We start from the raw sequence: 22,600 nt of genomic DNA, 5'->3' as shown, positions 1-22,600 counted from the left end.
CCCTATCAAGGCTGGAACGGCACGCACGCGTCATCCCCCGCGACGCCGGGCTCGATGGGCGTACGGGTCGAGAACCCGCACGCGACCAGGCAGCCCAGTCCGCAGATTCCCATGACCAGGCACATCGGCCACGACGTGCCATCGGCCAGGTAGCTGACCCACAGGCTTGCCAGCGCGCCGACGGCAAACTGCACCGACACGCCCAACGCGATACTCGCGCCCGCCTGGTGCGGGAACATCGCCATCAGGCTCGCCGTGCAATTGGCGCCCAGCAACCCCGTGACACCCATGTACATCACCGTGCAGCCGACGATAGGCCACAAGCCGCCCCATTGGGTGAACCCGATCAGCAGCATCGCAGCCCCGGCCGCGCCCGCCAGTACGGCCCCCACCGCCAACATGCGCTGCGGCCCGAACCGGCCGACCCAGCGGGCGTTGATCAGGGTCACCACGATGATGCCGAGAATGTTCAAGGCGAACAGGCCACTGAAGGTCCGTGGCGAGACGCCGAAGAACACCACATACACGAATGGCGAGGCGGTGATGAAGGCAAACATGCCGCCGAATGACAGGGCCATGCAGCCAATCAGCGCCACGGCCCGAGGCTGCCTGGCGATGGCAAGGTAGGCGGCAAAGGCCCCTTTCACCGAGGCGCCATTGGCCCGTGGCGCAAGGCTCTCTTTCAGACCGAATGTCACCATGATCAGGCACAGGCTGGAGAGCATGAACAGCGCGGCGAAGATCGTGCGCCAGCCTTGAATCAATACCAGCCAGGTGCCGATCATGGGCGCGACCAACGTCGCCATCATCGTCAGCAAGTGCATCCAGGACAACACCTTGGCCGCTTGCGTCAGGCCAAACAGATCCCGGGCAATAGCCCGGGCCAGTATCAAGGCCCCTGCTCCGCCGATCGCCTGGAGAAATCGCCAGGCAATCAGATGCTCGACGCTGTCGGCGAACAGGCATCCCAGGGTCGCTACCCCATACACGACGAGACTGCCCAACAACAACGGACGACGGCCATAGCGGTCGGACAGCGGACCATAAAACAGCATGCCCAGGCACAAACCGAGCAGAAAAGCGCTGATGGTGTGTTGCACCTGGGCGGCACTGCCCGACAGGTCGCGAGCGATCTGCGGGAGACTGGGCAAGTAAGTGTCGATTGAAAACGGCACGAATGCCGTAAGCGATGACAACAGTGCAATCAGTCGGGCTCTGGATTTCATCGAGCCGGGATCGCCAGGCTCTTCAGGAAGCCTGCGACCAGTTGGTTGAAAACCTCGCCCTGGTCGTCGTGCACATAATGGCTGGCCCCGGCGACTTCCGCTGTCTGGACATGGCGGTTACTGGCACTCATGGCCTCCAATGTCGCCGGCGGCAGGAAGTCCGAGCGAGCGCCGCGAATGAACAGACTCGGGCAATCCAGGGCGTGGACGGCCGGCCATAGATCGGTCGGTTCAATGCTCAGGCGCGCCTCGGCAATGCCTTGTTGATCGTGGCGCCAGGTGACCACTGGGCCGCTCTGTTTCATCGAATGAGCCAACCTGGAGGCCAGGGCCTCTTCCGATAGGCCGGGACGCGAAGCCCGCCAGAAGGCACGAGCCGCGTCCCAATCATCAAACTGCAGGGGCGTCTGGCTCATTTCCCGGCGAATGCGCGCCGCGCCATCACCCTGACTTGAAGAACCGGGACCAATGTCCTCGATGATCAGCCCTATCAAGCGTCCCGGGTTGAGCCGCGCATATTCCAGGGCGTTGGCGCCTCCAAGCGAGTGCCCCAGCAACACGAAACGTTGCAGGCCTGCATGAGCGACGAGGTCCTCGAGATCCTCCACATACGACCGGGTGTGGTAGCTGCTGGGTTCAGCCCAGTCGCTCAGGCCACGACCACGCTGGTCCAGTGCATAGATGCAGTAGCCATCACCCAGCGATTGGGCCAACGACGTCCAGGTCTGGGCGTAGGCCCGCAGCCCGTGCAGCAATACCAAGGGCACCCCGGTCGGCTCGCCCCAGCGCAGATAATGCAAGCGCAGGCCTGAGCGATTGGATAAGAAACGACTCTGTGTAGGCATGGGTTGGCTCCGCATAATGAAGGTGCTGGACGGTCGATTAGAAACGATCAAAGCGATAAGGGCTTGGATCGATGATAGGGGCATGGCCACTGACAAGATCCGCCGCAAGGTGCCCCGCCGCCGGCGAGGTGCCGAAACCATGCCCGGAAAACCCGGTGGCCACGGTCAAACCGGGAATTTTCGCGACCGCGCCAATCACCGGATTCGAGTCAGGTGTGACGTCGATGGTGCCGGCCCATGCCTGGGCGACGCGGGCATTCTCGAAGACTGGCCACGCGGCCTTGAGGTTACTCATCGCATCGTTATTGAGTCGCTGGTTCGCGGCCGGGTCCTGCACCCGCACACGTTCGAACGGACTGACAGAGTCGGCCTGCCAACGCCGGGCGAGTGCCAGGTCATTGAAAAAAGGCTTGCCCAGGGACACTTCCAGGACACTGCGTTGCGCCCGGAATTGCGGCAGGTACTGTTTGGCGAGCAACAGGTGATCCAGGGTCAGGAAGGCGTCCAACTTACCGCGCTGGGTGATGATGAAACCGCCGTCCTTATGCTTGCGAAAGGAAAAATCAGGCGCGCCCACAGCGATCTCCGTGGGACCTTCCATCGGCAGGGTACGCAGCACCGAGCAGGTCAGTGGCAAGGTTGGCAACGATACGCCGAGGTTGCCCAGGAACCGCCGCGACCACATGCCACCGGCCAGCAGCACGTGTTCGCAGCGGATCTCGCCGTTTTCAGTGACCACGCCACTGACTCTGCCAGCGGACATCTGCAAGGTACGCACCGCGCACTGCTCGATAATGACTACGCCCTTGGCCATGGCGGCCTTGGCAATAGCGCTGCTGGCCAACGTCGGCTCGGCCCGCGCATCGGATGGGGTATGGATGGCACCGGCCCAGTCACCCACGCCACCGGGCACCAGTTTTTCGATCTCACGTTTGCTCAGCAATCGCGAGTCCAGGGACAGATGCTCGACCGACTTGAGCCAGCCGGCATGCATCGCCATCTGCGCCTCGTTGCGGCCCAGGAACATGATGCCCGCCTGACGATAGCCGACATCGGCCCCTACCCGCTCAGGCATCTGTGCCCACAAGCGATCCGCCGCGAGGGCCAGCGGGATGTCATCGTGGTGACGATTGGTCTTGCGCACCCAACCCAGGTTACGGGAGGACTGCTCGCCGGCAATGCGCCCTTTCTCCAGCACGACGACCGAAATGTTGCGCTCAGCCAGCGTCAACGCAGCCGTCAGGCCAATGATCCCACCGCCAATGATGACGACAGAGGTCGTGGAAGGAAAAGCGGTCGACGTGTTCACGGGCTCTATGGTCGGTGCCATGATTAAAACTCGATAAGCGGTTGAGGACGACCGCGCGCGTGCGCGGCCGTGTAACAGTCACTGGGACAGGCGAATGACTTCGACTTGCGCCTTCGAAGCATTGCGATAGGCCGTCACTTCCAGTTCCACCTTGTAGACCGTCGAGCCCAGGGGTGGGCAGGTCACCGTGCTGGCTGGATCGACACCGCGAAACTTCTCGCCGATCAGGTTCATCACGGCCGGCACATCCTTGGGATCCTGAATGAACACCCGCGAGCAGACGACATCAGCCAGGCTTGCATCGACGGCCGCCAGGGCCGTCTCGATGTTGGCGAAGACCTGGTGCGTCTGTTCGAGGATGTCCTCGGGAATCAGTTTGGTCTGCGGGTTGCGGCCCGCGGTGTTGGAAACGTAAATCCAGTTGTCCACGACCACGAGGCGCGAATAACTGGCCTGTTCTTCGAACGGGGAACCGGTCTTGAGCTTGATGATTTTGGTCATGTCGAAAGTCTCTTCAAAGGAATGGAGGCGTTAGCTGAGGACGGGGGTTTCCCACAGATTCAATTTGACGCCGATGCCCTGTTCGATGGCATTGCGGTACACGACCGTGCCCCAGGCGACGTCTTCGACCGGCATGCCGCCCACCGACATGATGATGATCTCTTCATCGTTTCGACGGCCTGGCGCTTGCCCGGCGACGATCTTGCCGATGTCTTCGAGCTCTTCCGGGTGCATCTTGCCTTCGGCAATCATGTCCATGAAGCGCACACCGATCACGGGAACGCAGTGGTGCGCGGGCTTGGGCAGTTCTTCGAACCAGGCTTCGTAGAGGCCGGTGTTGTCCAACACCTTGCGCACGTCGGATCGCTCCATGTCGGCGTCGATGTTGCAGCAGGCAGGCATGGCCATGAAGGCGCCCGGCTTGACCCACTCGCGCTTCACGATTGGGTAGGTTGCGGGGTCGCCCACCTCACCGGAGCTACAATAAGTAACAAGGTCGGAATCACGGACCACTTCTTCGAGGGTATCCACCACCTCGATCGAGGTCACCTGGGGGTAGGTTTCCTTGACCCAGGCAATGAAATTATCGAGGCTCTTCTGGCCGCGACCTTTGATTTTCAATGTGTCGATTTGCGGACAAACGGCGATGAATGCCGCCAGGGTGGTCTTGCCCATGACCCCAGGGCCGAGCAGGCCAACCACCTTCGAATCCTTGCGAGCCAGATGACGCGCGCCCACGCCGGGAATCGCACCGGTGCGGTAAGCGGACAGCAGGTTGGCGGACATGTGCGCCAAGGGCGCCCCGGTGTCGGGGTCGTTCAGGGTGAACATCAGGATCGAGCGCGGCAGGCCTTTTTCGCGGTTGGCGATGTTGGAGCCGTACCACTTCACGCCCGCCGTGCAGAAGCTGCCGCCCAGGTAGGCCGGCATCGCCATCATCCGGCGGTCAGCCGTGGGCTTGGGCATGTTGGGAAACGGTGAGTCCTGCGGAAAGGTCACCATTGCGCCGTGGGAGTCGTTGTTCGGTCCGGCCATGCGATAGTCGCCGATGTACAGCAGGCCGAACATCTCCTCCATGGTGTTGACGCAAGCCAGCATGTCCGTGACACCGGCGCGGATCATGTCCTGCTCGGAGAGGTAGATGAAGTCGATTTTTGTATTATTAGACATAGTTTTTCTCGGGCTGAAGGTGACATCGCTGCGGTAGGCGCAGCTCCACGCTGTCAACGTCGAGTATCACGCTGGGGTTTGCGGCGGTATTGTAAATTTCGGACATGCCGCGATTGGCCAGGCGCACGAGTTGGCGCGATTAATGCGTGAAAATTCCCGTAAGTTGCCCATCGAAGGTCTCACCATGGCCAAACTGTGCGCGCCGACTCCCCGGCACCACACTGCGTACGAACAACCCTGGTTCGTGCTCAACTCTTCGCGGTATTCGGTCATGCCCTCCGAACACCCGGCGATCTCGCATTTCTATGCCTTCGATGTGGCGCTCTCCAGCGACATATTGGCCGTACCGGACGGTTGCGTGGACATTGTCTTTGACTGTGATGCCACGCGCCCGACCGCCAGGATCTGCGGAACGCCCCTGGCGGCCCAGGCCGTCGTGCTGCACCAGGGTCACCATTATTTCGGCGTGCGTTTTTCGCCGGGTATCATTCCCGGTTTCATCAATGTGCTGGCTGAGGAGTTGACCGAGCAGGAACTCGATCTGCTGGAAGTTTCAGGGTTCGCCCAGCGCATCTTCGAGCGCATCGTCCAGACCCCGTTGCTGGCCGAACAGATGCGGCTCTTCAACGATCATCTGGCGCCGCGCCTGATGGGCAAGACGTCACAACTGACGAGCATGGTCATTCAACAGGCGCTGCGGCATCGCGGCGATATCCGCATCCAGCATCTGGAAGACCTGAGTGGCTACACCAGCCGCACACTGCACCGCCAGTTCAGCCAGGACACCGGCCTGTCGCCCAAGACCTTTTGCCGGATCATCCGCTGCCAGGCCGCGCTGGAAACCCTCAACACCCATCAGGACGTATCGTTCTCAGAGCTGGCGCTCGACCTGGGCTTTTCCGACCAGTCGCATTTCCTGCGGGACTTCAAGAAGCTGGTCAGTACCACGCCTTCGGACTACCAGCGCAAGATCGTTCAGAATGCCTACGCCGATCGGATCAGTTTTGCCTGAGCAGCCTGCCGGCAAATCGCACATCAGCCCCCTCCATACGGACATCGAGCCCTGAACGACAGCACGCAGGCATGGGCGTCAGCGCTTCGCCCTGGGTGTATCGGAAGGGGACTCGCCAAATAGCTCGCGATAATGCGCGGCGAAATGGCTCAGGTGAAAAAAGCCCATTGCCACCGCGATCTCGCCGATGTTCATGGCGCAGGCGGGCGTAGCGATCAGGCGCCGACGCACCGCGTTGAGGCGCAGGTTGCGCAAGTACTCCACCGGACGCATGCCGGTCACTGACTGGAAACTGTTCTGCAGGGTCCGTCGGCTGACGCGCAATTGCTCGCACAGGTCGAGGATGCTCAATGGGGTATCGCCACTGGCGACGATCAGTTCCTGGCAGCGCTTGACCAAGTACGCACTGACGGAAAAGTTGCTCCGGCGCGAGCGTGTGTCGTCGGTCGCATGGCTGAACAAATCGAGGAAGGCATTGAGCATGACGTCCTCGAGCATTTTCTCCGAGGCCGGGTTGATGGCGTCCGCATGTTCCAAAAAGTGACGAAACGCCGGGAGGATACGTTGCCGTATACGCAACAGTAACGCCTCATCCACACTCACCTGTGACACCGTCTTCAAGCGCCTGAGTTGCTCGCTCGACAATTCGAACGCCGCCAGCTTGGCGAAGCGTACGGTGTCGACATTGAGCGCCAGGAAGTGCGTGCCTTCCGGTGCATGCAGGACGAACTCTTCGGCGTCACGCAACAGCACGACACTATGAGCCCCCACCTGCTGCCCTTGAACGACGGGCGCACCGCCCAGTGACATGGCCGCGCACAACCGACCTTTGGGCGCAAAGCCGCGCTGCACCACGCGCTTGTCCAGCACTTCCTGGAAGATCTGGAAGCGATCAGCGGACAACTGCCGCAGTTCGCTGGTCAGGCAACCACGTCCCAGTTGGTCATAGACTTGCTGCCAGCCCTGGATGGAGCCGGCATGTTGTTGCGGGTCATTGAAGGTCCGGACTTCAGCGAGCATGTTCGTCGTTCCTCGGTGGCCCCATTGTTTTTATTGGTCTGCAGGGGGCTGGGTCATCCGTGACGACAGAGATCGTTCACGCGGGGGCAGGCTCCGCGACGAAAACCAAAGCCAGTTCCGTGCCAAGCATGTGCAGCCGGTAAGTGGCAGGCTGGACATCCAAGGGTGCCAGCAGCGATCCGGACAGCACGACCTGGCCTGCTTCCACCCACTGCCCGTCGGCCAGCAAGCGCCGGACCAACCAGCACAGGTTGCGCAACGGACTGTCCTCCCGGTCGAGGGTATCGCCGACACCGCAGAGCACCCCGTCACATTCCAGCCGATAGGCGATACAGGCATGGCGCAAGGCATCGAACGCCACGCGTTGCCCGAGGCTGTAAAGCCCCGCCGCGGCGTTGTCGGCGAGAAATGCCCCGGCCCCGAAACGCCATTGCTGCCATCGACAATCGGCGATCTCGAACGCGGGCGCGACCTCGCCGATGGCCGCCAGGATGTCTTCGTCTCGACAGTGGCCGGCAGGCAAGCTGCGGCCAAAGACAAAGGCCAGTTCAATTTCCAGCTTGGGCTGTATCAACCGTGGGAGCGACACCGGATTCCCCGGCTCGACGGACATGGCATCGGTCAGGCTTCCATAGGCCGGTTCGTCAAGACCGAAACGCGCCTGCGCGGCACTACCCGCGAAGGCAATCTTCCATCCGCTCAGTTGCTCCCCCCTCGCCAGACGCTGCTCCAGGGCCTGGCGCTGCAGCGCATAGCCGGTGCACACGTCGATCGCTTCCGGGACGAGCGCCGGCAGCGCCTGGACGCTACGCGCAGCGTCGAAGAGCTGGTCGAGTACCTCCTGGCCGCCCTTCACGACAGTTGCCCCGCCAGCTTGCGCAATACCCCATCGAGCCGTTCCGGTGTGGTAATGGCCGCGACAAACCGATCCGGACGCACCACCACGATGCAGTCACGCACCCGGGAGAACCATTCGCCCAATCGGTTATCGACATCCTCCACGCTGATGGCGTCGACAGCCGTCAACGGCTGGTTGCGTCCAACGCCGCTGCGCGAGCGATTGACCTGGATGAAGCGCGCTTCCCAGCGTGCCCAATAGTCAGCCATCTCTTCGCTCACCTGTTCGCGCGGATTCACCCGATACCCCAATATCGCGTAGGACGATCCCATAACGCTGTCCAGCCGTTGACGCTGCCCCTGGGCATCCTCGACGTAGGGCTGGACGAACAACTGCCCGACCAGGTCGTCCTCGCGCAACTCGGCACGCTCGTGATACACGAGCCCTTTGGTGATGGTCGCCTTGGGCTTGAACTTGAACTCCAACAAATGAGAGCGCAGGTTGTCGACGCTGTTGACGGCCTGGAACAACCAATCGCGCACGCCGGCCATCAAAGGGTTGGTCAGCCCCAGCACCGCGCCCATGTTGTCGGCCAGGGCCACCAGTTCGGTGGCGTGACCGCGCCGCTCCTGGTCGTAGCTTTCAAGAATCGAGGCTGACGCACGGTCCTGAATGATCGCTGCCAGCTTCCAGGCCACGTTGGCCACGTCGCGCAAGCCGGAGTTGAGACCCTGCCCGGCCCAGGGCGGGGAAATATGCGCCGCATCGCCCACCAACACCACGCGCCCTTCGACGAAACGCGCCGCGACCCGGGAATGATGGGTGTAGGCGCGGATACGGATGATGTTCAACTGATCGACCGCATCGCCGATGTGCCCACGGATCAGCTTGCGAATAGTGCCCTCCTCGCACATCTTCGCCTCATCCTCTCCCTCCAGGAGCATGAACTCCCAGCGGCGCTGCTGGTAAGGCAGATAGATACACACGAAAGGCCGTTGCGGATCGGCATGCAGTGCGGTGTAGGGTGCGTCCAGGGTGTCATTGGCCGTATCGACCACCACCCATTTGCGCGGATGGGTCAGCCCCAGCAACTCGATGCCGAGTTTTTTGCGCACGGTCGAGCGCCCGCCATCGGCGCCGATCACATACTCGGCCTGCAACTGGTAGAGGGTGCCCTGGGCATCGCGCACCTGCAACGTCACCCCTTGGGCGTCCTGCTCCAGCTCGAGCATTTCATGGCCTTGACGCAGTTGTACGCTGGGGTGCTGCCCCAGTTGCTCGCGCAACGTGCCTTCGAGCAGTTGCTGCATGAAGATATTGCGCATCGGCCAGCCGTAATGCGCAGTGCTCGGCTTGACCTCGGCGAAGCACACGCCACGCGAGTTGTAGTAGCGCAGCGGCACGTCGCAAATCATGTCCCTGGCCGCCAGCTCGGCGATGCCAATGCCCTGCAACACTCGCAGCGCCTCGTCATCCATGCCCACCGCGCGCGGGTAAGGCAGTATGCAGTCGGCAAGCTCGAGGACCACGCAGTCGATACCGTACATGCCCATATAGTGCGCGGCGGTGATCCCGTTGGGGCCGCCGCCGACGATGACAACCTGGGTCTTCTCCTGCTTCATCACTGTTCACCGCTTTCTTGTTTTGGTTTAAGCGTGGGCTGAGTCAGTCATGCCCTGTGGGCTTTGCCTGCAGCCTAACCCTTGGAGTCAATGCAAGCCATCGACGCCCTTGACGTCCGCCGCCTGCAGGCCACCCAGTCGTGCATGCAGGCGACCACGCGTGGCGAAGGCCCAGATCACCACGACTTCATCGGGTGACGGGCCGTCCCCCAGCGTCAGGGAAATACTGTCGTAGTGAGAACGCACATAGAGCGCATCCTTGTGTGCCAGCGGCACGTCTATGGTCGTGCCAGGACCGCCGCGCTTACCGGTGGAAGGCACCCAGGACTTGCCGCCGCCCAGCGCCACTCGAACCGGATCGGCAGCCGGGTTGGTCAGAAACGCATTGCCGTGCTCGTACTCACCCAGGCTGCCCACCAGGCATGCCTTGCCGTAACTGACAATCTCCCGCGAGCCGGCCAGTGCCTGGATACGCCGACCGAACTCCTCGCCCAGCAGCGGTGATGGCTCGATCAGTTCCGACAGCGTCTCGCTATAGCGGCTTGCATAAGGGTTGGCGATCACGGCCGCGATCGCATATTTGAACAACGGCTCGCCATCGGCCAACTGACCGCTTTCGTTGGCCAGTGTCTCTTCGATGAAGCTGTACCATTTACGGATGTGATAAGTAGCGAAATTCGCGGTTTTCATCAGACTTGCCTCATGTTCAAAGTGGGTCCAGATCGAAATTCCTGCTCGGGGCGCCAGCGGCCCTGAACCGTGCCTTGCCCCGGGCATCGTCATGTTCGGTCTCGAGGAAGAACTCCATGCGATTGCCATCGGGATCGTGGAAATAAACGCCGTTGCCGATTTCGTGGTCGGTGATCTTCACCACCTCCACGCCCTTGCGCAGCAACATGCCGTAGAGCTGGCGCAGGGTGGTCATGTCACCGGCGATCTCCAGCCCGTAATGCTGCAAGCCCAGCCCGCCCTGATGGGCACCCGGCTCTGCACGGATCAATGCGATGTCGTGATGCTTGGCACCAAACGCCATCATGATCCAACTGTCGCCTCGTGCACTTTCATGCATGCCGAGGATGTCGGCGTACCAGCGTGCCGACACTTCGGGGTCACTGACCCATAGCGATAAATGAGTACGAAGGACTTCGACTTTCATCGCGCCATACCTCAGTTCTTCTTGACGATGGATTGGTGTCCGGCCTTGATCTGCGCCACTGCGGGGGTCCAGAGCACATCCGCGATCTCGCTGAACTCGCGCCACTGTTTTTGCCACCCGTCCCCGCCGTTTTCCGAGGTGAACAGATGGCCGTACTTGGTGCCGGCGACGATTTGCCGAGGATTGGCCGGGTTGAAGGCGATGGCCCAGATACAGGAGTTGGGCTGTTGCGCAAGAGGCAACACTTCCCAACTGAGCGCGGCATCATGGGAAACGAGGACCTTGCTGGTGGTACCGGGCGTGCCGTCGGAAATGCTCAAGTACAGGCTGCTTTGCGTATCCAGCGGCGCGTTCATGGCACGCACGTAGTAAAGGCCGAATGCTTCGCGGGCAATGATGCCGGTCCATGTCAGCCCTTCATCCAGGCTGCGGTAGACGGCGTTGACGCAGACCACCACGATGACCTTCTGGCCATGGTTGGGCAGTACCAGGATGTTGTGGATGTCGGAGTTGTAATCCCACAGCAGCCGGTCATCGACCCGTGTCCAACTGTCGCCGCCGTCGCGCGAATGAAACAACCCGCCCTCCTCCAGGCCAAACCATAACTGGTTGCGGTCCGTTGGATCGTAGGCGAAGGCCAATAGACGGGGACGGCTGACGCCGTCACAGAATTCCGGGATTTCCACCGGCGCGCGGTCCCAGTGCTGGCCACCGTCCAGGGTCCGCCACAACACAGCGCGCGAAGGTGCCCCGGTGCCGACAAAAATACGCTGGGCATCCTGCGGGTCGACCGCGACTTTCCAGACGGTCTGGCCATTGAACGGTGAATCGACCCGTTCCCAACGACCGCCAGTGTCGTGGCTGACGCACAAGCCTACGTCGGTACCGGCATAAATCACTTCGGGGGTGCCCGGGTGGACACTCAAGGACCGCGTGATCGCATCGAATTCCAGGTCCTGGCCCAAGCCAAGGCGATGCCAGGTCCGGCCATCGTCGGCGCTGCGGATGACGGCCTGGCCCACCGTGGCGACCAAAAGGGTTCCGTTACTCATCGCTGATGCTCCTCAAATGAAGATGCCACGGGTCAAACCACCGTCGATGCCGATGGACTCACCTGTCACGGCCCCGGCCTTGGGTGACGCCAGGAAGCCGATCAGCCAGCCCATCTCGATGGGTGCCAAGGTGCGGCGGATCGGCGTGGCATCGATGTAGCCTTGCTCGACCTGTTCCGGGGTCTTGCCCTGCTTGATCCCTTCGCGCTCGTACAACTCCTGGATATGGGGGGTGTCCACCACGCCGGGGTGGATCAGGTTGACGGTGATGCCGGCTGGGCCCAACTGGTCGGAAAGGGTCTTGGTCATGTGGGCGATGGCCAGGTTGCGCATCCCCGACAGGACCTTGCTGCCGCGGCCGGTGAGACCTCCGATGTTGATGATGCGACCAAAGCCGCCGGCCTTCATGTGCGGGGTCACGGCCTTGGCGCAACGGAAATAGCCAATGACCTTGGTGTTGAGGTCCGACAGCAGTTCATCGTCGCCGGCATGCTCGATGTCGTTGCGCACGACGCCCGATGGCGCCGCCGCACCGTTGACCAGGATGTCGATGCGACCGAAGTGCTTGTGTGCCGCTTCCACCATGTCCGATACGGCCGACATCTGGTTGGTGTCGCAAAACAAGGGCAGCACTTCGTTGCCGGTCTGGGCCGTGATCTCCTCGGCGGCCTGCTGGAGATACTCCATGCGGCGCGCGCAGATCACCACCTTGCAGCCCTCTTCGGAGAGAAAGCGTGCGACTTCCTTACCGATACCCATGCCGCCGCCGGTGACGATGGCCACACGACCTTTCAATTCCAGATCCATAGCGATTCCTCTTGTAATGATTCGGTTCAGGCGAGATCGACGAAGACACTCTTGGTCTCGGTGTAGGCATCGATCACGTTCTTACCCATTTCCCGGCCCCAGCCGGATTGCTTGTAGCCACCGAACGGCGAAGCCGGATCGACGACATTCCAACAGTTGATCCAGACCGAGCCGGCCTTGAGTTGCGCCGCCACCCGGTGGGCCGAGCTGAGGTCGCGGGTCCACAGGCCCGCCGCCAGGCCATAGGGCGAATCGTTGGCGCGCAGCACCAGGTCGTCGATCTCGGTCCAGCTCATGACGGTCAGCACTGGACCGAAAATTTCTTCGCGGGCGACGCAGGCCCCTTCGAAGCGGTCGAGGAATACGCTGGGCTCAATGAAGTGACCGCGCTCCAGGTGCTCGGGTCGCCCTCCGCCGCAGACCAGTTCGGCGCCCTCTTGCTGCCCGCGTTGCAGGTAGCCTTTGACCGTGCTCAGTTGGCGCGCGGAGACCAGCGGGCCCATGCTGCTGGCCGGATCCAACCCGGGCCCGAGGACATGGGCGGCGGCGTGACGCTGGAGCTCTTCGAGCACCTGGTCGAGTACGCTGGCATGCACGTATAACCTCGACGCGGCGGTGCAGACCTGCCCCTGGTTGTAGAAAATGCCATCGGCGGCCCCTTTGGCAGCCCGCACGATGTCAGCGTCCGGCAAGATGATGTTCGGTGACTTGCCGCCCAATTCCAGCGACACCTTCTTCATGTTGCTGGTGGCGGCCTGGGCGATCAGTCGACCGACCTGAGTCGAGCCGGTAAAGGCGATCTTGTCCACGCCAGGGTGCTTCGCCAGCGGTGCACCGGTCTCGGCACCGAGCCCGGTGATCAGGTTGACCACCCCCGGCTCGAAGCCCGCCGCTTCGATCAACTGCACCAGCCGGATCGCCACCAACGGCGTCTGCTCGGCCGGTTTGAGCACCGCCACACAACCGGTTGCCAGCGCCGGACCGAGCTTCCAGACGCACATGTTGAGCGGAAAATTCCACGGCACGATCAACGCACAGACCCCCACCGGCTCGCGCAGGGTGTAGTTGAGCATCGGCGCCCCGCTGGCGGGCGAAACCGGCAGCGTGCTGCCTTCGATCTTGGTCGGCCAACCGGCGAAGTAGCGCACGATATTTGCGGCGCTGGCCGCTTCACCGCGGGCGGCGGCGATGGGCTTGCCGTTCTCCAGGGTGATCAGTTGAGCCAGTTCCTCGCGGTGTTGGTCCAACAGGTCAGCCAGGCGGAACAGCAACAGGCCTCGCTGGGCCGGTGACTGCCGCGCCCAGGCCCCGCTGAACGCGGCACGGGCGGCAGCGACCGCCGCATCGACGTCACGCTCATCGGCTTGGGCGACTTCTGTCAGCGTTTCTTCGGTGGCTGGATTCTCCACGGCAAACCGGCGACCTCCAGCAGCGTCCTGCCATGAGCCGCCAATGAACAGGCGACCGGGTTGGGACAGGAACGCCTGGACGGCGGGCAATACTTCGAACGGGTTCATATCGACTCCTTCACAGCGCCATTTCGATCAGGCAAGGACCACTGTCGGCACTGGCATTGGTCAGGGCCCGTTGCAGTTCGCCATTGGTGTGCACCGTGCAGGCGGGTACGCCGTAACCTTTGGCCAGGGCCTTCCAGTCGATCCGCGGGCGGTCCAGCACGGTCAGGTTCAGGGCTTGCGGCCCGAGTTCGGTCATGCCGAAACGGCGCAGCTCGTTTTGCAGGATTGCGTAGCGATGGTTGGCGGCGATCAGAATCACCACCGGCAATTGCTCACGCGCAATGCTCCACAGGGTCTGGATGGTGTACTGGGCGCTGCCGTCTGACTGCAGGCAGAACACCCGGTTGCCACGCTCCGCCAGGGCGGCGCCAAAACCCACTGGAATACCCTGGCCAATTGCGCCGCCGGTATTGGTCAGCACGCGGTGCCGCGCGGCATGGGCGGAGGCGGTGAAAAACGGATAGCCGCAAGTCCCGCCTTCCACGGAGACAATGCAGTCGTCCGGCAGCGCGGCGGCCAGCAGTTGGCCGATGGATTGAGGCGTCAGCTCCGCCTGGGCGGGCGGCAACTCGATGCCCTGCGGCGTGGGCCGGTAGGCGGGCGCATCGAGGGCATCGGCCAGCGCCGTCAAAGCACCGGCCACGTCGTCGCCGACTTCGGCCAACAGCAGCAGGCGGTCACGCTCGGCCAGCCGCGAAGGTATGCCTTCATAGCCGAAGTAACTGATGGGTTCCGGGACACCGGCGCAGACGACCTTGTCAAACTGGTCGAGAATCTCGATCGCCACTTCCGGGAAGTACGGCAAGCGATCCAGGTCCGGCAAACCACCGCCGCGGTAGCTCAACCGCGGAAAGGTCTCGGCGAACATCCGCACGCCGGGAAGTTGCGCCAGGCGCCCCGCCGCTTCCAGTCCCGCGACGGACAAGCCCTGGTCGCCGACTATGAAGACCAGGCGCTGGCCGTCACGCAGCGCCTGCGCCAGCGCCTCGACCCGATCACCGGCAAACCGGCGAACCGGCGGCTGCACAGGCGCAAATACTCCCGGGTGCTCCGCCGGGTTGCCTTGCAGGTCCATGGGCAGGATCAAGCTGGCGATCTGGCCTTTGGCTTGCCAGGCTGCACGCATGGCGTCCTGCAGATCGTCGCCGATGCCCGATGCCGTACGCGAGGTACGGACCCAACCGGAAACGGCCCCGGCCAAGGCCTGGATGTCGCTGGCCAGTGGCGGATCGTAGTTGACGTGCCATGACGCGTGGTCGCCGATGACATTGACGATGGGGGTATTGGCGCGGCGCGCGTTGTGCAGGTTGGCAATGCCATTGGCGAACCCAGGCCCGAGGTGGGTCAGGGTCATGGCCGGCTTCTCGGCGATGCGCCCATAACCGTCCGCAGCGCCAGTGCACACCCCTTCGAACAAGGACAGCACCGGCTTGAGGCCCGGGGCACTGGCCATGGCTGCCACCAGAGGGATTTCAGTCGTTCCGGGATTGGCGAAGCAGTACTCGATACCGCTTGCCACCGCCGCCTTCACTATCAGTTGCGCACCATTCATTTCCAGCCCTCTCGGTCGTGCGTTTGCAATGGTTGAGATTTATCACACACAAAAGCCCGCACAACAAGCTATTTTTATACATAAAACTCTTATTATGAGATTTTATGTAGTTTTTGAGGCTAAAAATACCGACAGGCAACTTGTATTTCTCAAGCAGCGGAGTAAGGTGACGGCACGTTTCTCATCCGGCAGGCAGGCTTTCCATCGCCGCTGCGCCTACCTATAGTGCTCACCAAACGGCCACCCGCATGCCTTCCCCTTTAGGAACCCAATGAGCAGCCTGAGTAAAATGCTGAGCGTCCTGGACCTGTTCGGCCCAGAGACGTTGAAGATCGATCCCGACACCACTGCCGAGCGCATGGGACTGTCACGCGCGACCGTATACCGCTATGTCAAGGACCTGTGCGATGCCGGCCTGCTGACGCGAGTGGACGCCGGCAGCTACGGCCTGGGACCGCGCGTCATCGAGCTGGACTGGATGATGCGTCAGTACGATCCCATCCTGCTCGCCGGGCGCGAGCTGATGCACGAGCTGTCCGCGCAAACCGGCCTGGCGGTGTTTGCGAGCGTTTTTTATGACGGGCGCATCATCAACACCTACATCGCTGAACCGACGGATACCTACCAATTCGCGTTCGGACGTGGCCAGCCGCTGCCGTTTTTTCGCGGTGCACAATCGAAGGTACTGATCGCCTTCCAGAAGGGCCGTCGACTGCAGCGCCTGTTCGAAGAGCACATGGCCAATGACCCCGACAGTCCGTATGACTGGGCAGGGTTTGCCAAGGCCACGAAGAAGATCCGCAAGGACGGCTACTGCCTGACCCACGATGAACTCAACCTGGGCCTGACCGGCATCGCGGCGCCCATCATCCAACCGGATATCGATGAGGTGGTGGGCAGCCTGTCCGCCGTGGGCAGCACGCAAAGCTTCAAGCTGCTGCGCCAGGAAACCGTGGTCGAGATGGTCATGGACACCACCCGGCGCATCGCTGAGAACATGCGGACCCAGCCAGGCGCCGATGGGCCATAGGCCTCAGCCCTGGACGCAGTGGCTGAACGGTCAGAACGGAACGGCCACCGTCAGCTGGCTGTACAGGTTGGTGCCGTTTCCGCCGACCTGATTGCCACCCGAGTTTGAGTCCTGCTTGGGTTTGTAGAGGCCGACCAAGGGGCTGATGATCAAGTGCGGGTTGACGGCCCATTCTGCATAAAGATCCAGTTCCTGGGCATCGAGATTCAGCGAGTCGCGCTTACGCAACGTGTCGAAATCGAAGTACAGCGCGCCCACCGTCAGGTTCTCCAAGGGCGTCGCTTTCAGGCCGACGTGATGAATGCTGGTGTTACTGTTGAATGGCCCGGCGTAGTTGCTGGCGACTTCGCCCTGCAACCAGGTGCCATAGCCCGTGCTCACACCAGTGAACAGCGAGTCCCATTTCTGCGAATAGCGGGTGTAGCGATACGTCACCTTCGGCGCCCAGGCGACGTCAGCGAAGGTATACCCCGCCTCCCCGTACCAGGCTTTCTCAGGACCGCTGTCCTTGTCCTGCCAGGCATACTCGAACGCCAGGCTGACGTTCTCGATACCGGCATCGCCTTCACCCCGCACGCTGTAGACATTCATGCCTTTGCGCTGGCGCTGAAAATCACTGGCCCATTGCTCATCGACGTCGATGCCATGCACCCAGGTCAGCCCCAACGTACCGGGTTTGGTGGTGTAGTCCAAGGTGCCGGCGGCCAGTTCGGTCTCAGCCTGGGCGCGGTTGTCGGACTTGAGCCAGAGCAGGCTGCCATGCAGACCATCCTGCCCGCCCAGGCGCAAGTAGGCGGTCTGGTCGAAAGCGTGCCGTGCGGCCAGGTAATAGGCTCCGCCGCGGTTCAGGGCGCCGTCGGCAGGGCCCTTGCCCAGGTTCGGCCCGTCATCGTTGAGCAGGAAGCCACGACCCAGCTTGACCACCTGGCGCCCACCGGAAATATCGACGCCATCCTTGCCCAACGCCGGAAACAAATCACCGGAACGCCAGCCCAGATAGGCATCCTCGATCTTCGTCGTGCGCTCGCTGCCCAGGGTATTGCCCGACGGGTCGCCGTCTCCCCAGGTGGCGGAACTGACCAGGGAGAAGGCGCCGTACGCCGTGCCGTTGCCTGCCAAGGCCTGATCACCGCTCAAGCCGTACTTGATGAAACCTTCCCGCCAGGTCGAGCCACCGGAAGTGCCGTCATAGTTCTTGCGACTGTTGAACAGGCCGAAAACCGCCGTCATGTCTGCGTTGAGATGACGGCTCTCATCGCTGTAGAGCTCATAGGCCTGGGCCTGACTGATGGCGCAAAGCGCCAATGAGCACGCAAGCGTGCCGCCGAGCAATGGACTGAATGGATACCGCATGGGTGATGCTCCTCTGGTGCGCCTTCATAGGCTGTCTTAGGTATTGGCATGACGTCGGCACGGCGGGCCGCACCGACTTCGCAAGGCGAATGGGCTTATTCAGGGTCACGCTTGCGGACAAACAACAGCTGCTGGCCGGTGAATTCCAGCAGGCCTTCAAGGCCGAACTCGACACCAAAACCGGACATCTTGCTGCCGCCAAACGGCGTGTTCGGCTGGATCTGGGCATGGCAGTTGACCCACGCCACCCCGCTTTCGAGACGGCAGGCCAACGCCTGCGCCTGTTCGATGTCCACTCCCCAGACCGAGCCGCCCAAGCCCATGTCGCCCGCATTGGCGCGACGCAGGACATCCTCGACATCCCGGTACGCGATCAGCGGCAACACCGGACCGAACTGCTCCTCGTCGACCAGGCGCTGGCCATCCGTCACATCCGCGACCAGGGTGGGCGGATAGAAGAAGCCCGGGCGATCCAGGCGCGCACCGCCACACAAGACCCGTCCACCCTGGGCCCGCGCATCGGCGACCAGCGCATCGACCAACTGCAGTTGTTCAAGGTTCTGCACCGGACCGAAGGTGACCAAAGGCTCCAGGCCATCGCCGACGACCTGGCGGGCGGCAATCCCGGTCAGGGCATCGGCGAATGCCTGGTATTGGGACTCGTGGATATACAGGCGCTTGAGCGCAGCACAGGTCTGACCCATGTTGAGAAAGGCCGCCTGGAAAATTTCCTCGGCCACCGCCTCCACCGGCGTACCCGGCAGGACGATGGCGGCGTCGTTGCCGCCCAATTCCAGGGTCAGGCGCTTGAGGTTGCTGGCGGCACCGCGCATCACGCTTTGCCCGGTGGCCGTCGAGCCGGTGAAGACAATCTTCTGGATGCCGGTGTGCGTGGTGATCGCACTGCCAAAACCTTGTTCACCGGTCACGCAGTTGATCACGCCATGGGGCACATGACGGGCGATGATCTCCGCCAGGCGCAAGGTGCTCAGGGGAGTCAGGCTCGACGGTTTGCTGATCACACAGTTACCGGCCCGCAGCGCCGGCATGATGTGCCATACAGCGATCATGAACGGCCAGTTCCACGGGGTGATCGAAGCCACCACGCCAAGAGGCTTGCGGTGCAGTTCGATGCGCTGGGTGGGGGTTTCTTCCACCAGTTCCACGGCAATCTGTTGTTGCGCCGCATAACGCGTCCAGGCGGCCGCCCCCATGACTTCGGAAAAGGCCAGCGCCAACGGTTTGCCTTGCTCCTGGACGATCAGCCGGGCCAGGGACTCGGCTTCTTGTTCGATGTCCGCAGCGACTTTCATCAGGCGATCGCAACGGTCAGGATGAGTGCTGTGCCGCCACTTGCCGAATGCCGCCTGCGCGGCATCCACGGCCAGGTCCAGTTGCGCCAGCGACCCGGCTGGACATTGGGCGAATGCGGCTCCCGTGGCGGGGTTGATGACGTCAAACTGTCCGTTTTCACCGGCAACCCGAACGCCGTTGATGAGCATCTTGTATGTGTGCATTTGAAACCTTCCTTTCACGCGCTGACGAGCCGTACCGAACGGCGGCCGGCAGATGTATTCGTAGTGGAGTGGTACTGCGGGGGGGCCCTAGAGCTTGTGGCTGCCCAGGGCCATGAACCGTTGCGGCGAGGTCCTTCGCAGCCGCACGGCCAGAAACAGACCGCCGATCAGTGCGGCGGGTATCACGGCGCAGAGACCATAGGAGATCAATTGGCTGGCACCGGTGAGCACATCGAAATGAACGACGGCCAGGACCAGCACCGTCAGCAGTGCCAGGCAAGAAAAGCCCGGCAGAATTTTCCCGCGCCAGACCCCGACCTTAAGCTGCGGGTGACGCTGGAAATACACGTAGATCGCGACCGAGGTCAGCGCCATCAACAGAATCACGCAGAGGGTAGCCAGGTTGGAGAACCAGGCGAACAACTGCAGGATAGGATCGGCATCCATAGCCGCGAAGATCAGCACCACCACCGCAGCGATCAGGCTTTGCAACGCCGACCCCATGTGCGGACTCTGGTGAATGCGATGGGTGGTGCCCAACTGGCTGGGCAGCAGGCCATCTCGACCAATGGCGAAAAAGTAGCGCGCCGCGGCATTATGGAACGCCAGTAGCCCGGCGTAGATACTGACCATGAACAACACGCGGATAATCTGCGTCAGGTATGGCCCGACAAAATGATCGGACATGCCGTAGATAAAAGTCGTCGGGTCCTCTAAGGCCTGAAGCATCGGGACGATCTTGTCCGCGCCGACCCCCACCACCATGGACCAGACTGACAAAGCGTAGAAACCGCCAATCAGCAACACGGAACTGTAGGTGGCAATCGGGATAGTGCGTTGCGGGTTCTTGGCCTCTTCGCCGTAGATGGTCGTGGCCTCGAAACCGATGAACGCTGCGAAGCAGAACAGCAGCCCGATTGACGGCGTGCCACTGAACACATGGCTGCGATCGAATGCGTCGAGGTTGATGCCACTGTCACCGCCGGTTTTCAGGATGGCAAAATCCAAGGTCAGGATCGCCAAGTACTCGGCAATCACGACAATCGACAGCACCCGGGCGGACAGATCAATCTTGCGATACCCCAGAATCGCGATGCTGGCCATCGCCATCAACGAGTAGGACCACCAGGGCAACACCAGGCCAAACACACTCTCCATGGTGCCGCTGACCACGCCGCCGAACATGCCGTACAGCCCGATCTGGAGGATGTTGTAGGCGAACATCGCCAACACCGCCGCCGCGCCGCCGGCCAAGCCACCCAGCCCGCGAGAGGTGAACGCATAGAAACCACCAGCGTTGGTGAGATGCCGGGACATCGTGGTGTAGCCCACCGAGAACGCCAGCAGTACCAACAAGGCCAGGATCAGCAACGCCGGGGTGCCGGCACCATTACCCAGCATGATGCCAATGGGAAAGCCACCGGCGATGACACTCAACGGGCTCGCTGCCGAAATCACGAAGAAGATGATGAAGCCCACACCCAGGGCGCCACGCTTGAGCTCCGTCGAGCTGTTGACCGGGATAAATACACTCATTTTCTTGACCTTATTGTATGAGGCAGTCGCTATAGGGTTGGTCCGATCAAGGCACGATCGGTACCGGTTAGCGTTTTTGTTTTAGACGCGCGCTGGAATCGATCCTATGCCCCCCGTCGAACCGCTCGCTATCCCAAATCGGTAGCATCATCGGCACCGCCCCAAAACGGGTCGCAACGGCGCTGCCAATCCGCCAGCTCTTGCCGATTTGGGATAGCCCCCTGCACGGCCGCCCCTCATGCTCTGCCCAGCCGCTCCAGACTCGGCGCGCTCATAAGAAAAAAACGAGGGCGTCTTGCCCCTCGCCTCCAAAGCCCTTCCAAATGCAGGAAACGTCAGCCATGCCTTTCGCTCACCTCACGATCCAGTGGCGAATTACGCTACTGAGCGGTCTATGTCTGCTGGCCGTTGTCGGCGCGTTGATCGGCGCCTCGCTCTATCAGAATCAACAAAGCGCCAGACTGCTGAAGGAACAGAGCAGCGAGTTGCTGGGCCAGGCGGCCTCGCAACGCCTGCACGCCCAGGCCGTTGCCCACGGCCAGCATGTCGAACGCTTTTTCAACGAAACGGCACTCTACGGTGAAGGATTCGCGCAACAGGTCCTGCAACTGCGCGAGCAAACCCTCGAGGGACGACTCACGCCGACGCAATTACGCGAGGATCTGATCAGCATCACGCGACAGACCCTGCAAAAACGCTCGAAAGTGCTGGGCCTGTATGTGGTGCTGTTGCCCGATGCGTTGGTCGGTAAAGACGCCGATTTTGTCGGGCAACGCGCCTTGGCAGGCAACGAGAAAGGCCGCTTCGCCCTGTATTGGTCACAGAGCCAACCGGGGCGGCTGGTCCAGGAGGTGCTGACCGAGCCACAAATCACCGCCAACAATGCACCGGTCGGCAGCGAGCCGGAAAACGCCTGGTACGTCTGCCCTCAAGAACAACGTCGCACCTGCGTGATCGAACCCTACGCCAGTGAGGTCGAGGGTCAGAAAGTGCTGATGAGCAGCATCTCCATTCCCCTGCTCGTCAATGGCAAGCCGATCGGTGTAGTCGGCATGGACATCAGCCTCGACACACTGCAAAAACTGGCTGCCGATCTCAGTCAAAACCTGTATCAGGGTGACAGCGAGGTCAGCATCCTCTCGGCTTCCGGCCAAGTGGCTGGACGCAGTGGCACGGTGACCGGCGCCGCCATCGACATCCGTCAGCCCCTGCAAACCACGCCCGACAACCCCACCTGGCAGTTGCAGATAAAGGTTCCGCAAGCCTTGGTACAGGCGCCCGCCCGACAAATGCAGGCCCAACTCGACGACAAGAGCCGCCAGGCCAACTGGCTCAACCTCGGCCTGGGTCTGCTGGCCAGTCTCCTGGGCATGCTGCTGATCTGGCTCGCCGCCTATGGCGTGACACGGCCACTGCTGAAAGTGGCCAGCCTGCTCGACGCCATTGTCGAGGGTGACGGCGACCTGACCCAACGGCTGCCGGCCGGACGAGGCGACGAACTGGGTCGCCTGGCCAGTGGTTTCAATCGCTTTCTGGA

19 protein-coding genes and 1 pseudogene are annotated in these 22,600 nt (G+C 62.0%); 3 read left to right on the top strand and 17 right to left on the bottom strand.

Annotation, left to right across the window (positions count from 1 at the left end; all coding sequences use genetic code 11):
- Window positions 1–5: 5 nt before the first annotated feature.
- From HU811_RS00150 to HU811_RS00130, 5 genes are read right to left on the bottom strand one after another with little or no spacing between them, the layout of a single operon-like run.
- Window positions 6–1,226, bottom strand: coding sequence for a Bcr/CflA family multidrug efflux MFS transporter (locus tag HU811_RS00150; RefSeq protein WP_186653043.1), 1,221 nt, complete (start codon window positions 1,224–1,226; stop codon window positions 6–8).
- Window positions 1,223–2,071 (bottom strand): alpha/beta fold hydrolase, encoded by an 849-nt coding sequence (locus HU811_RS00145; RefSeq protein ID WP_186653041.1) that lies wholly within the window; start codon window positions 2,069–2,071, stop codon window positions 1,223–1,225. Before HU811_RS00145 ends, HU811_RS00150 begins: the two co-directional genes overlap by 4 nt.
- 37 nt (window positions 2,072–2,108) lie before the next feature.
- Window positions 2,109–3,401 (bottom strand): NAD(P)/FAD-dependent oxidoreductase, encoded by a 1,293-nt coding sequence (locus tag HU811_RS00140; RefSeq protein ID WP_186653039.1) that lies wholly within the window; start codon window positions 3,399–3,401, stop codon window positions 2,109–2,111.
- A gap of 57 nt (window positions 3,402–3,458) precedes the next feature.
- Window positions 3,459–3,881 carry a RidA family protein gene (locus HU811_RS00135; RefSeq protein ID WP_186653037.1) on the bottom strand — a complete coding sequence of 141 codons (423 nt, stop codon included), beginning with the start codon at window positions 3,879–3,881 and terminating at the stop codon, window positions 3,459–3,461.
- Between the two features lie 30 nt (window positions 3,882–3,911).
- Window positions 3,912–5,051, bottom strand: coding sequence for an ornithine cyclodeaminase family protein (locus HU811_RS00130; RefSeq protein WP_186653035.1), 1,140 nt, complete (start codon window positions 5,049–5,051; stop codon window positions 3,912–3,914).
- A 184-nt stretch (window positions 5,052–5,235) separates the two neighbouring features.
- On the opposite strand from HU811_RS00130, the gene HU811_RS00125 reads away from it, so the two are divergent.
- Window positions 5,236–6,063, top strand: a complete 828-nt coding sequence (locus HU811_RS00125) for an AraC family transcriptional regulator (RefSeq protein ID WP_092396908.1) — start codon at window positions 5,236–5,238, stop codon at window positions 6,061–6,063.
- 78 nt (window positions 6,064–6,141) lie between these two features.
- On the opposite strand, the gene HU811_RS00120 is transcribed toward HU811_RS00125, so the two are convergent.
- The 9 genes from HU811_RS00120 to HU811_RS00080 all read right to left on the bottom strand — a co-directional run bounded on the left by HU811_RS00120 (window position 6,142) and on the right by HU811_RS00080 (window position 15,627).
- Window positions 6,142–7,083: a helix-turn-helix domain-containing protein gene (locus tag HU811_RS00120; protein ID WP_123417053.1), complete on the bottom strand. Its 942-nt coding sequence runs from the start codon at window positions 7,081–7,083 to the stop codon at window positions 6,142–6,144.
- Window positions 7,084–7,159: 76 nt separating this feature from the next.
- Window positions 7,160–7,939 carry a 2-keto-4-pentenoate hydratase gene (locus HU811_RS00115; protein WP_186653033.1) on the bottom strand — a complete coding sequence of 260 codons (780 nt, stop codon included), beginning with the start codon at window positions 7,937–7,939 and terminating at the stop codon, window positions 7,160–7,162.
- The gene (locus HU811_RS00110) at window positions 7,936–9,543 is read right to left on the bottom strand and encodes a bifunctional 3-(3-hydroxy-phenyl)propionate/3-hydroxycinnamic acid hydroxylase (protein WP_092396407.1); all 1,608 of its coding nucleotides are present in this window, start codon (window positions 9,541–9,543) and stop codon (window positions 7,936–7,938) included. The genes HU811_RS00115 and HU811_RS00110 overlap by 4 nt, the downstream gene beginning before the upstream one ends.
- A gap of 87 nt (window positions 9,544–9,630) precedes the next feature.
- Window positions 9,631–10,233 (bottom strand): amino acid synthesis family protein, encoded by a 603-nt coding sequence (locus tag HU811_RS00105; RefSeq protein ID WP_092396405.1) that lies wholly within the window; start codon window positions 10,231–10,233, stop codon window positions 9,631–9,633.
- Window positions 10,234–10,249: 16 nt separating this feature from the next.
- On the bottom strand, window positions 10,250–10,699 hold the full coding sequence (locus tag HU811_RS00100) for a VOC family protein (protein ID WP_092396403.1): 450 nt from the start codon (window positions 10,697–10,699) through the stop codon (window positions 10,250–10,252).
- A gap of 11 nt (window positions 10,700–10,710) precedes the next feature.
- On the bottom strand, window positions 10,711–11,751 hold the full coding sequence (locus HU811_RS00095) for a VPS10 domain-containing protein (RefSeq protein WP_092396401.1): 1,041 nt from the start codon (window positions 11,749–11,751) through the stop codon (window positions 10,711–10,713).
- Window positions 11,752–11,763: 12 nt separating this feature from the next.
- Window positions 11,764–12,558 (bottom strand): SDR family NAD(P)-dependent oxidoreductase, encoded by a 795-nt coding sequence (locus HU811_RS00090; RefSeq protein WP_186653024.1) that lies wholly within the window; start codon window positions 12,556–12,558, stop codon window positions 11,764–11,766.
- 26 nt (window positions 12,559–12,584) lie between these two features.
- The gene (locus HU811_RS00085) at window positions 12,585–14,075 is read right to left on the bottom strand and encodes an aldehyde dehydrogenase family protein (RefSeq protein ID WP_092396397.1); all 1,491 of its coding nucleotides are present in this window, start codon (window positions 14,073–14,075) and stop codon (window positions 12,585–12,587) included.
- A gap of 10 nt (window positions 14,076–14,085) precedes the next feature.
- Window positions 14,086–15,627: an acetolactate synthase large subunit gene (locus tag HU811_RS00080; protein WP_092396395.1), complete on the bottom strand. Its 1,542-nt coding sequence runs from the start codon at window positions 15,625–15,627 to the stop codon at window positions 14,086–14,088.
- 271 nt (window positions 15,628–15,898) lie between these two features.
- Here HU811_RS00080 and HU811_RS00075 point away from each other — a divergent pair, with 271 nt between their 5' ends.
- The gene (locus tag HU811_RS00075; RefSeq protein WP_092396393.1) at window positions 15,899–16,657 is read left to right on the top strand and encodes an IclR family transcriptional regulator; all 759 of its coding nucleotides are present in this window, start codon (window positions 15,899–15,901) and stop codon (window positions 16,655–16,657) included.
- A gap of 30 nt (window positions 16,658–16,687) precedes the next feature.
- On the opposite strand, the gene HU811_RS00070 is transcribed toward HU811_RS00075, so the two are convergent.
- The 3 genes from HU811_RS00070 to HU811_RS00060 all read right to left on the bottom strand — a co-directional run bounded on the left by HU811_RS00070 (window position 16,688) and on the right by HU811_RS00060 (window position 21,063).
- Entirely contained in the window at window positions 16,688–18,010 is a 1,323-nt protein-coding gene (locus HU811_RS00070; protein WP_186653021.1) for an alginate export family protein, read from the bottom strand.
- Window positions 18,011–18,105: 95 nt separating this feature from the next.
- The gene (locus tag HU811_RS00065; protein WP_186653018.1) at window positions 18,106–19,527 is read right to left on the bottom strand and encodes an aldehyde dehydrogenase family protein; all 1,422 of its coding nucleotides are present in this window, start codon (window positions 19,525–19,527) and stop codon (window positions 18,106–18,108) included.
- A gap of 87 nt (window positions 19,528–19,614) precedes the next feature.
- Window positions 19,615–21,063 (bottom strand): APC family permease, encoded by a 1,449-nt coding sequence (locus HU811_RS00060; RefSeq protein ID WP_186653015.1) that lies wholly within the window; start codon window positions 21,061–21,063, stop codon window positions 19,615–19,617.
- A 323-nt stretch (window positions 21,064–21,386) separates the two neighbouring features.
- Here HU811_RS00060 and HU811_RS27685 point away from each other — a divergent pair.
- Window positions 21,387–22,598 (top strand): annotated as a pseudogene (locus HU811_RS27685) (PDC sensor domain-containing protein); the annotation flags it as partial.
- Window positions 22,599–22,600: the final 2 nt, after the last annotated feature.

The sequence above is a fragment of the Pseudomonas tehranensis genome (assembly GCF_014268615.1).
GTDB classification, from domain to species: Bacteria; Pseudomonadota; Gammaproteobacteria; order Pseudomonadales; family Pseudomonadaceae; genus Aquipseudomonas; species Aquipseudomonas tehranensis.
This window is presented reverse-complemented; position numbering and strand designations above follow the sequence as displayed.

Bases quoted from the DNA above. Each gene is read 5' to 3' on its own strand.
- HU811_RS00065 (WP_186653018.1), bottom strand. From the start codon at position 19,527: ATGCACACATACAAGATGCTCATCAACGGCGTTCGGGTTGCCGGTGAA.
- HU811_RS00125 (WP_092396908.1), top strand. From the start codon at position 5,236: ATGGCCAAACTGTGCGCGCCGACTCCCCGGCACCACACTGCGTACGAA.
- HU811_RS00135 (WP_186653037.1), bottom strand. From the start codon at position 3,881: ATGACCAAAATCATCAAGCTCAAGACCGGTTCCCCGTTCGAAGAACAG.
- HU811_RS00140 (WP_186653039.1), bottom strand. From the start codon at position 3,401: ATGGCACCGACCATAGAGCCCGTGAACACGTCGACCGCTTTTCCTTCC.
- HU811_RS00105 (WP_092396405.1), bottom strand. From the start codon at position 10,233: ATGAAAACCGCGAATTTCGCTACTTATCACATCCGTAAATGGTACAGC.
- HU811_RS00085 (WP_092396397.1), bottom strand. From the start codon at position 14,075: ATGAACCCGTTCGAAGTATTGCCCGCCGTCCAGGCGTTCCTGTCCCAA.
- HU811_RS00130 (WP_186653035.1), bottom strand. From the start codon at position 5,051: ATGTCTAATAATACAAAAATCGACTTCATCTACCTCTCCGAGCAGGAC.
- HU811_RS00145 (WP_186653041.1), bottom strand. From the start codon at position 2,071: ATGCCTACACAGAGTCGTTTCTTATCCAATCGCTCAGGCCTGCGCTTG.
- HU811_RS00080 (WP_092396395.1), bottom strand. From the start codon at position 15,627: ATGAATGGTGCGCAACTGATAGTGAAGGCGGCGGTGGCAAGCGGTATC.
- HU811_RS00060 (WP_186653015.1), bottom strand. From the start codon at position 21,063: ATGAGTGTATTTATCCCGGTCAACAGCTCGACGGAGCTCAAGCGTGGC.
- HU811_RS00150 (WP_186653043.1), bottom strand. From the start codon at position 1,226: ATGAAATCCAGAGCCCGACTGATTGCACTGTTGTCATCGCTTACGGCA.
- HU811_RS00070 (WP_186653021.1), bottom strand. From the start codon at position 18,010: ATGCGGTATCCATTCAGTCCATTGCTCGGCGGCACGCTTGCGTGCTCA.
- HU811_RS00090 (WP_186653024.1), bottom strand. From the start codon at position 12,558: ATGGATCTGGAATTGAAAGGTCGTGTGGCCATCGTCACCGGCGGCGGC.
- HU811_RS00095 (WP_092396401.1), bottom strand. From the start codon at position 11,751: ATGAGTAACGGAACCCTTTTGGTCGCCACGGTGGGCCAGGCCGTCATC.
- HU811_RS00100 (WP_092396403.1), bottom strand. From the start codon at position 10,699: ATGAAAGTCGAAGTCCTTCGTACTCATTTATCGCTATGGGTCAGTGAC.
- HU811_RS00120 (WP_123417053.1), bottom strand. From the start codon at position 7,083: ATGCTCGCTGAAGTCCGGACCTTCAATGACCCGCAACAACATGCCGGC.
- HU811_RS00110 (WP_092396407.1), bottom strand. From the start codon at position 9,543: ATGAAGCAGGAGAAGACCCAGGTTGTCATCGTCGGCGGCGGCCCCAAC.
- HU811_RS00075 (WP_092396393.1), top strand. From the start codon at position 15,899: ATGAGCAGCCTGAGTAAAATGCTGAGCGTCCTGGACCTGTTCGGCCCA.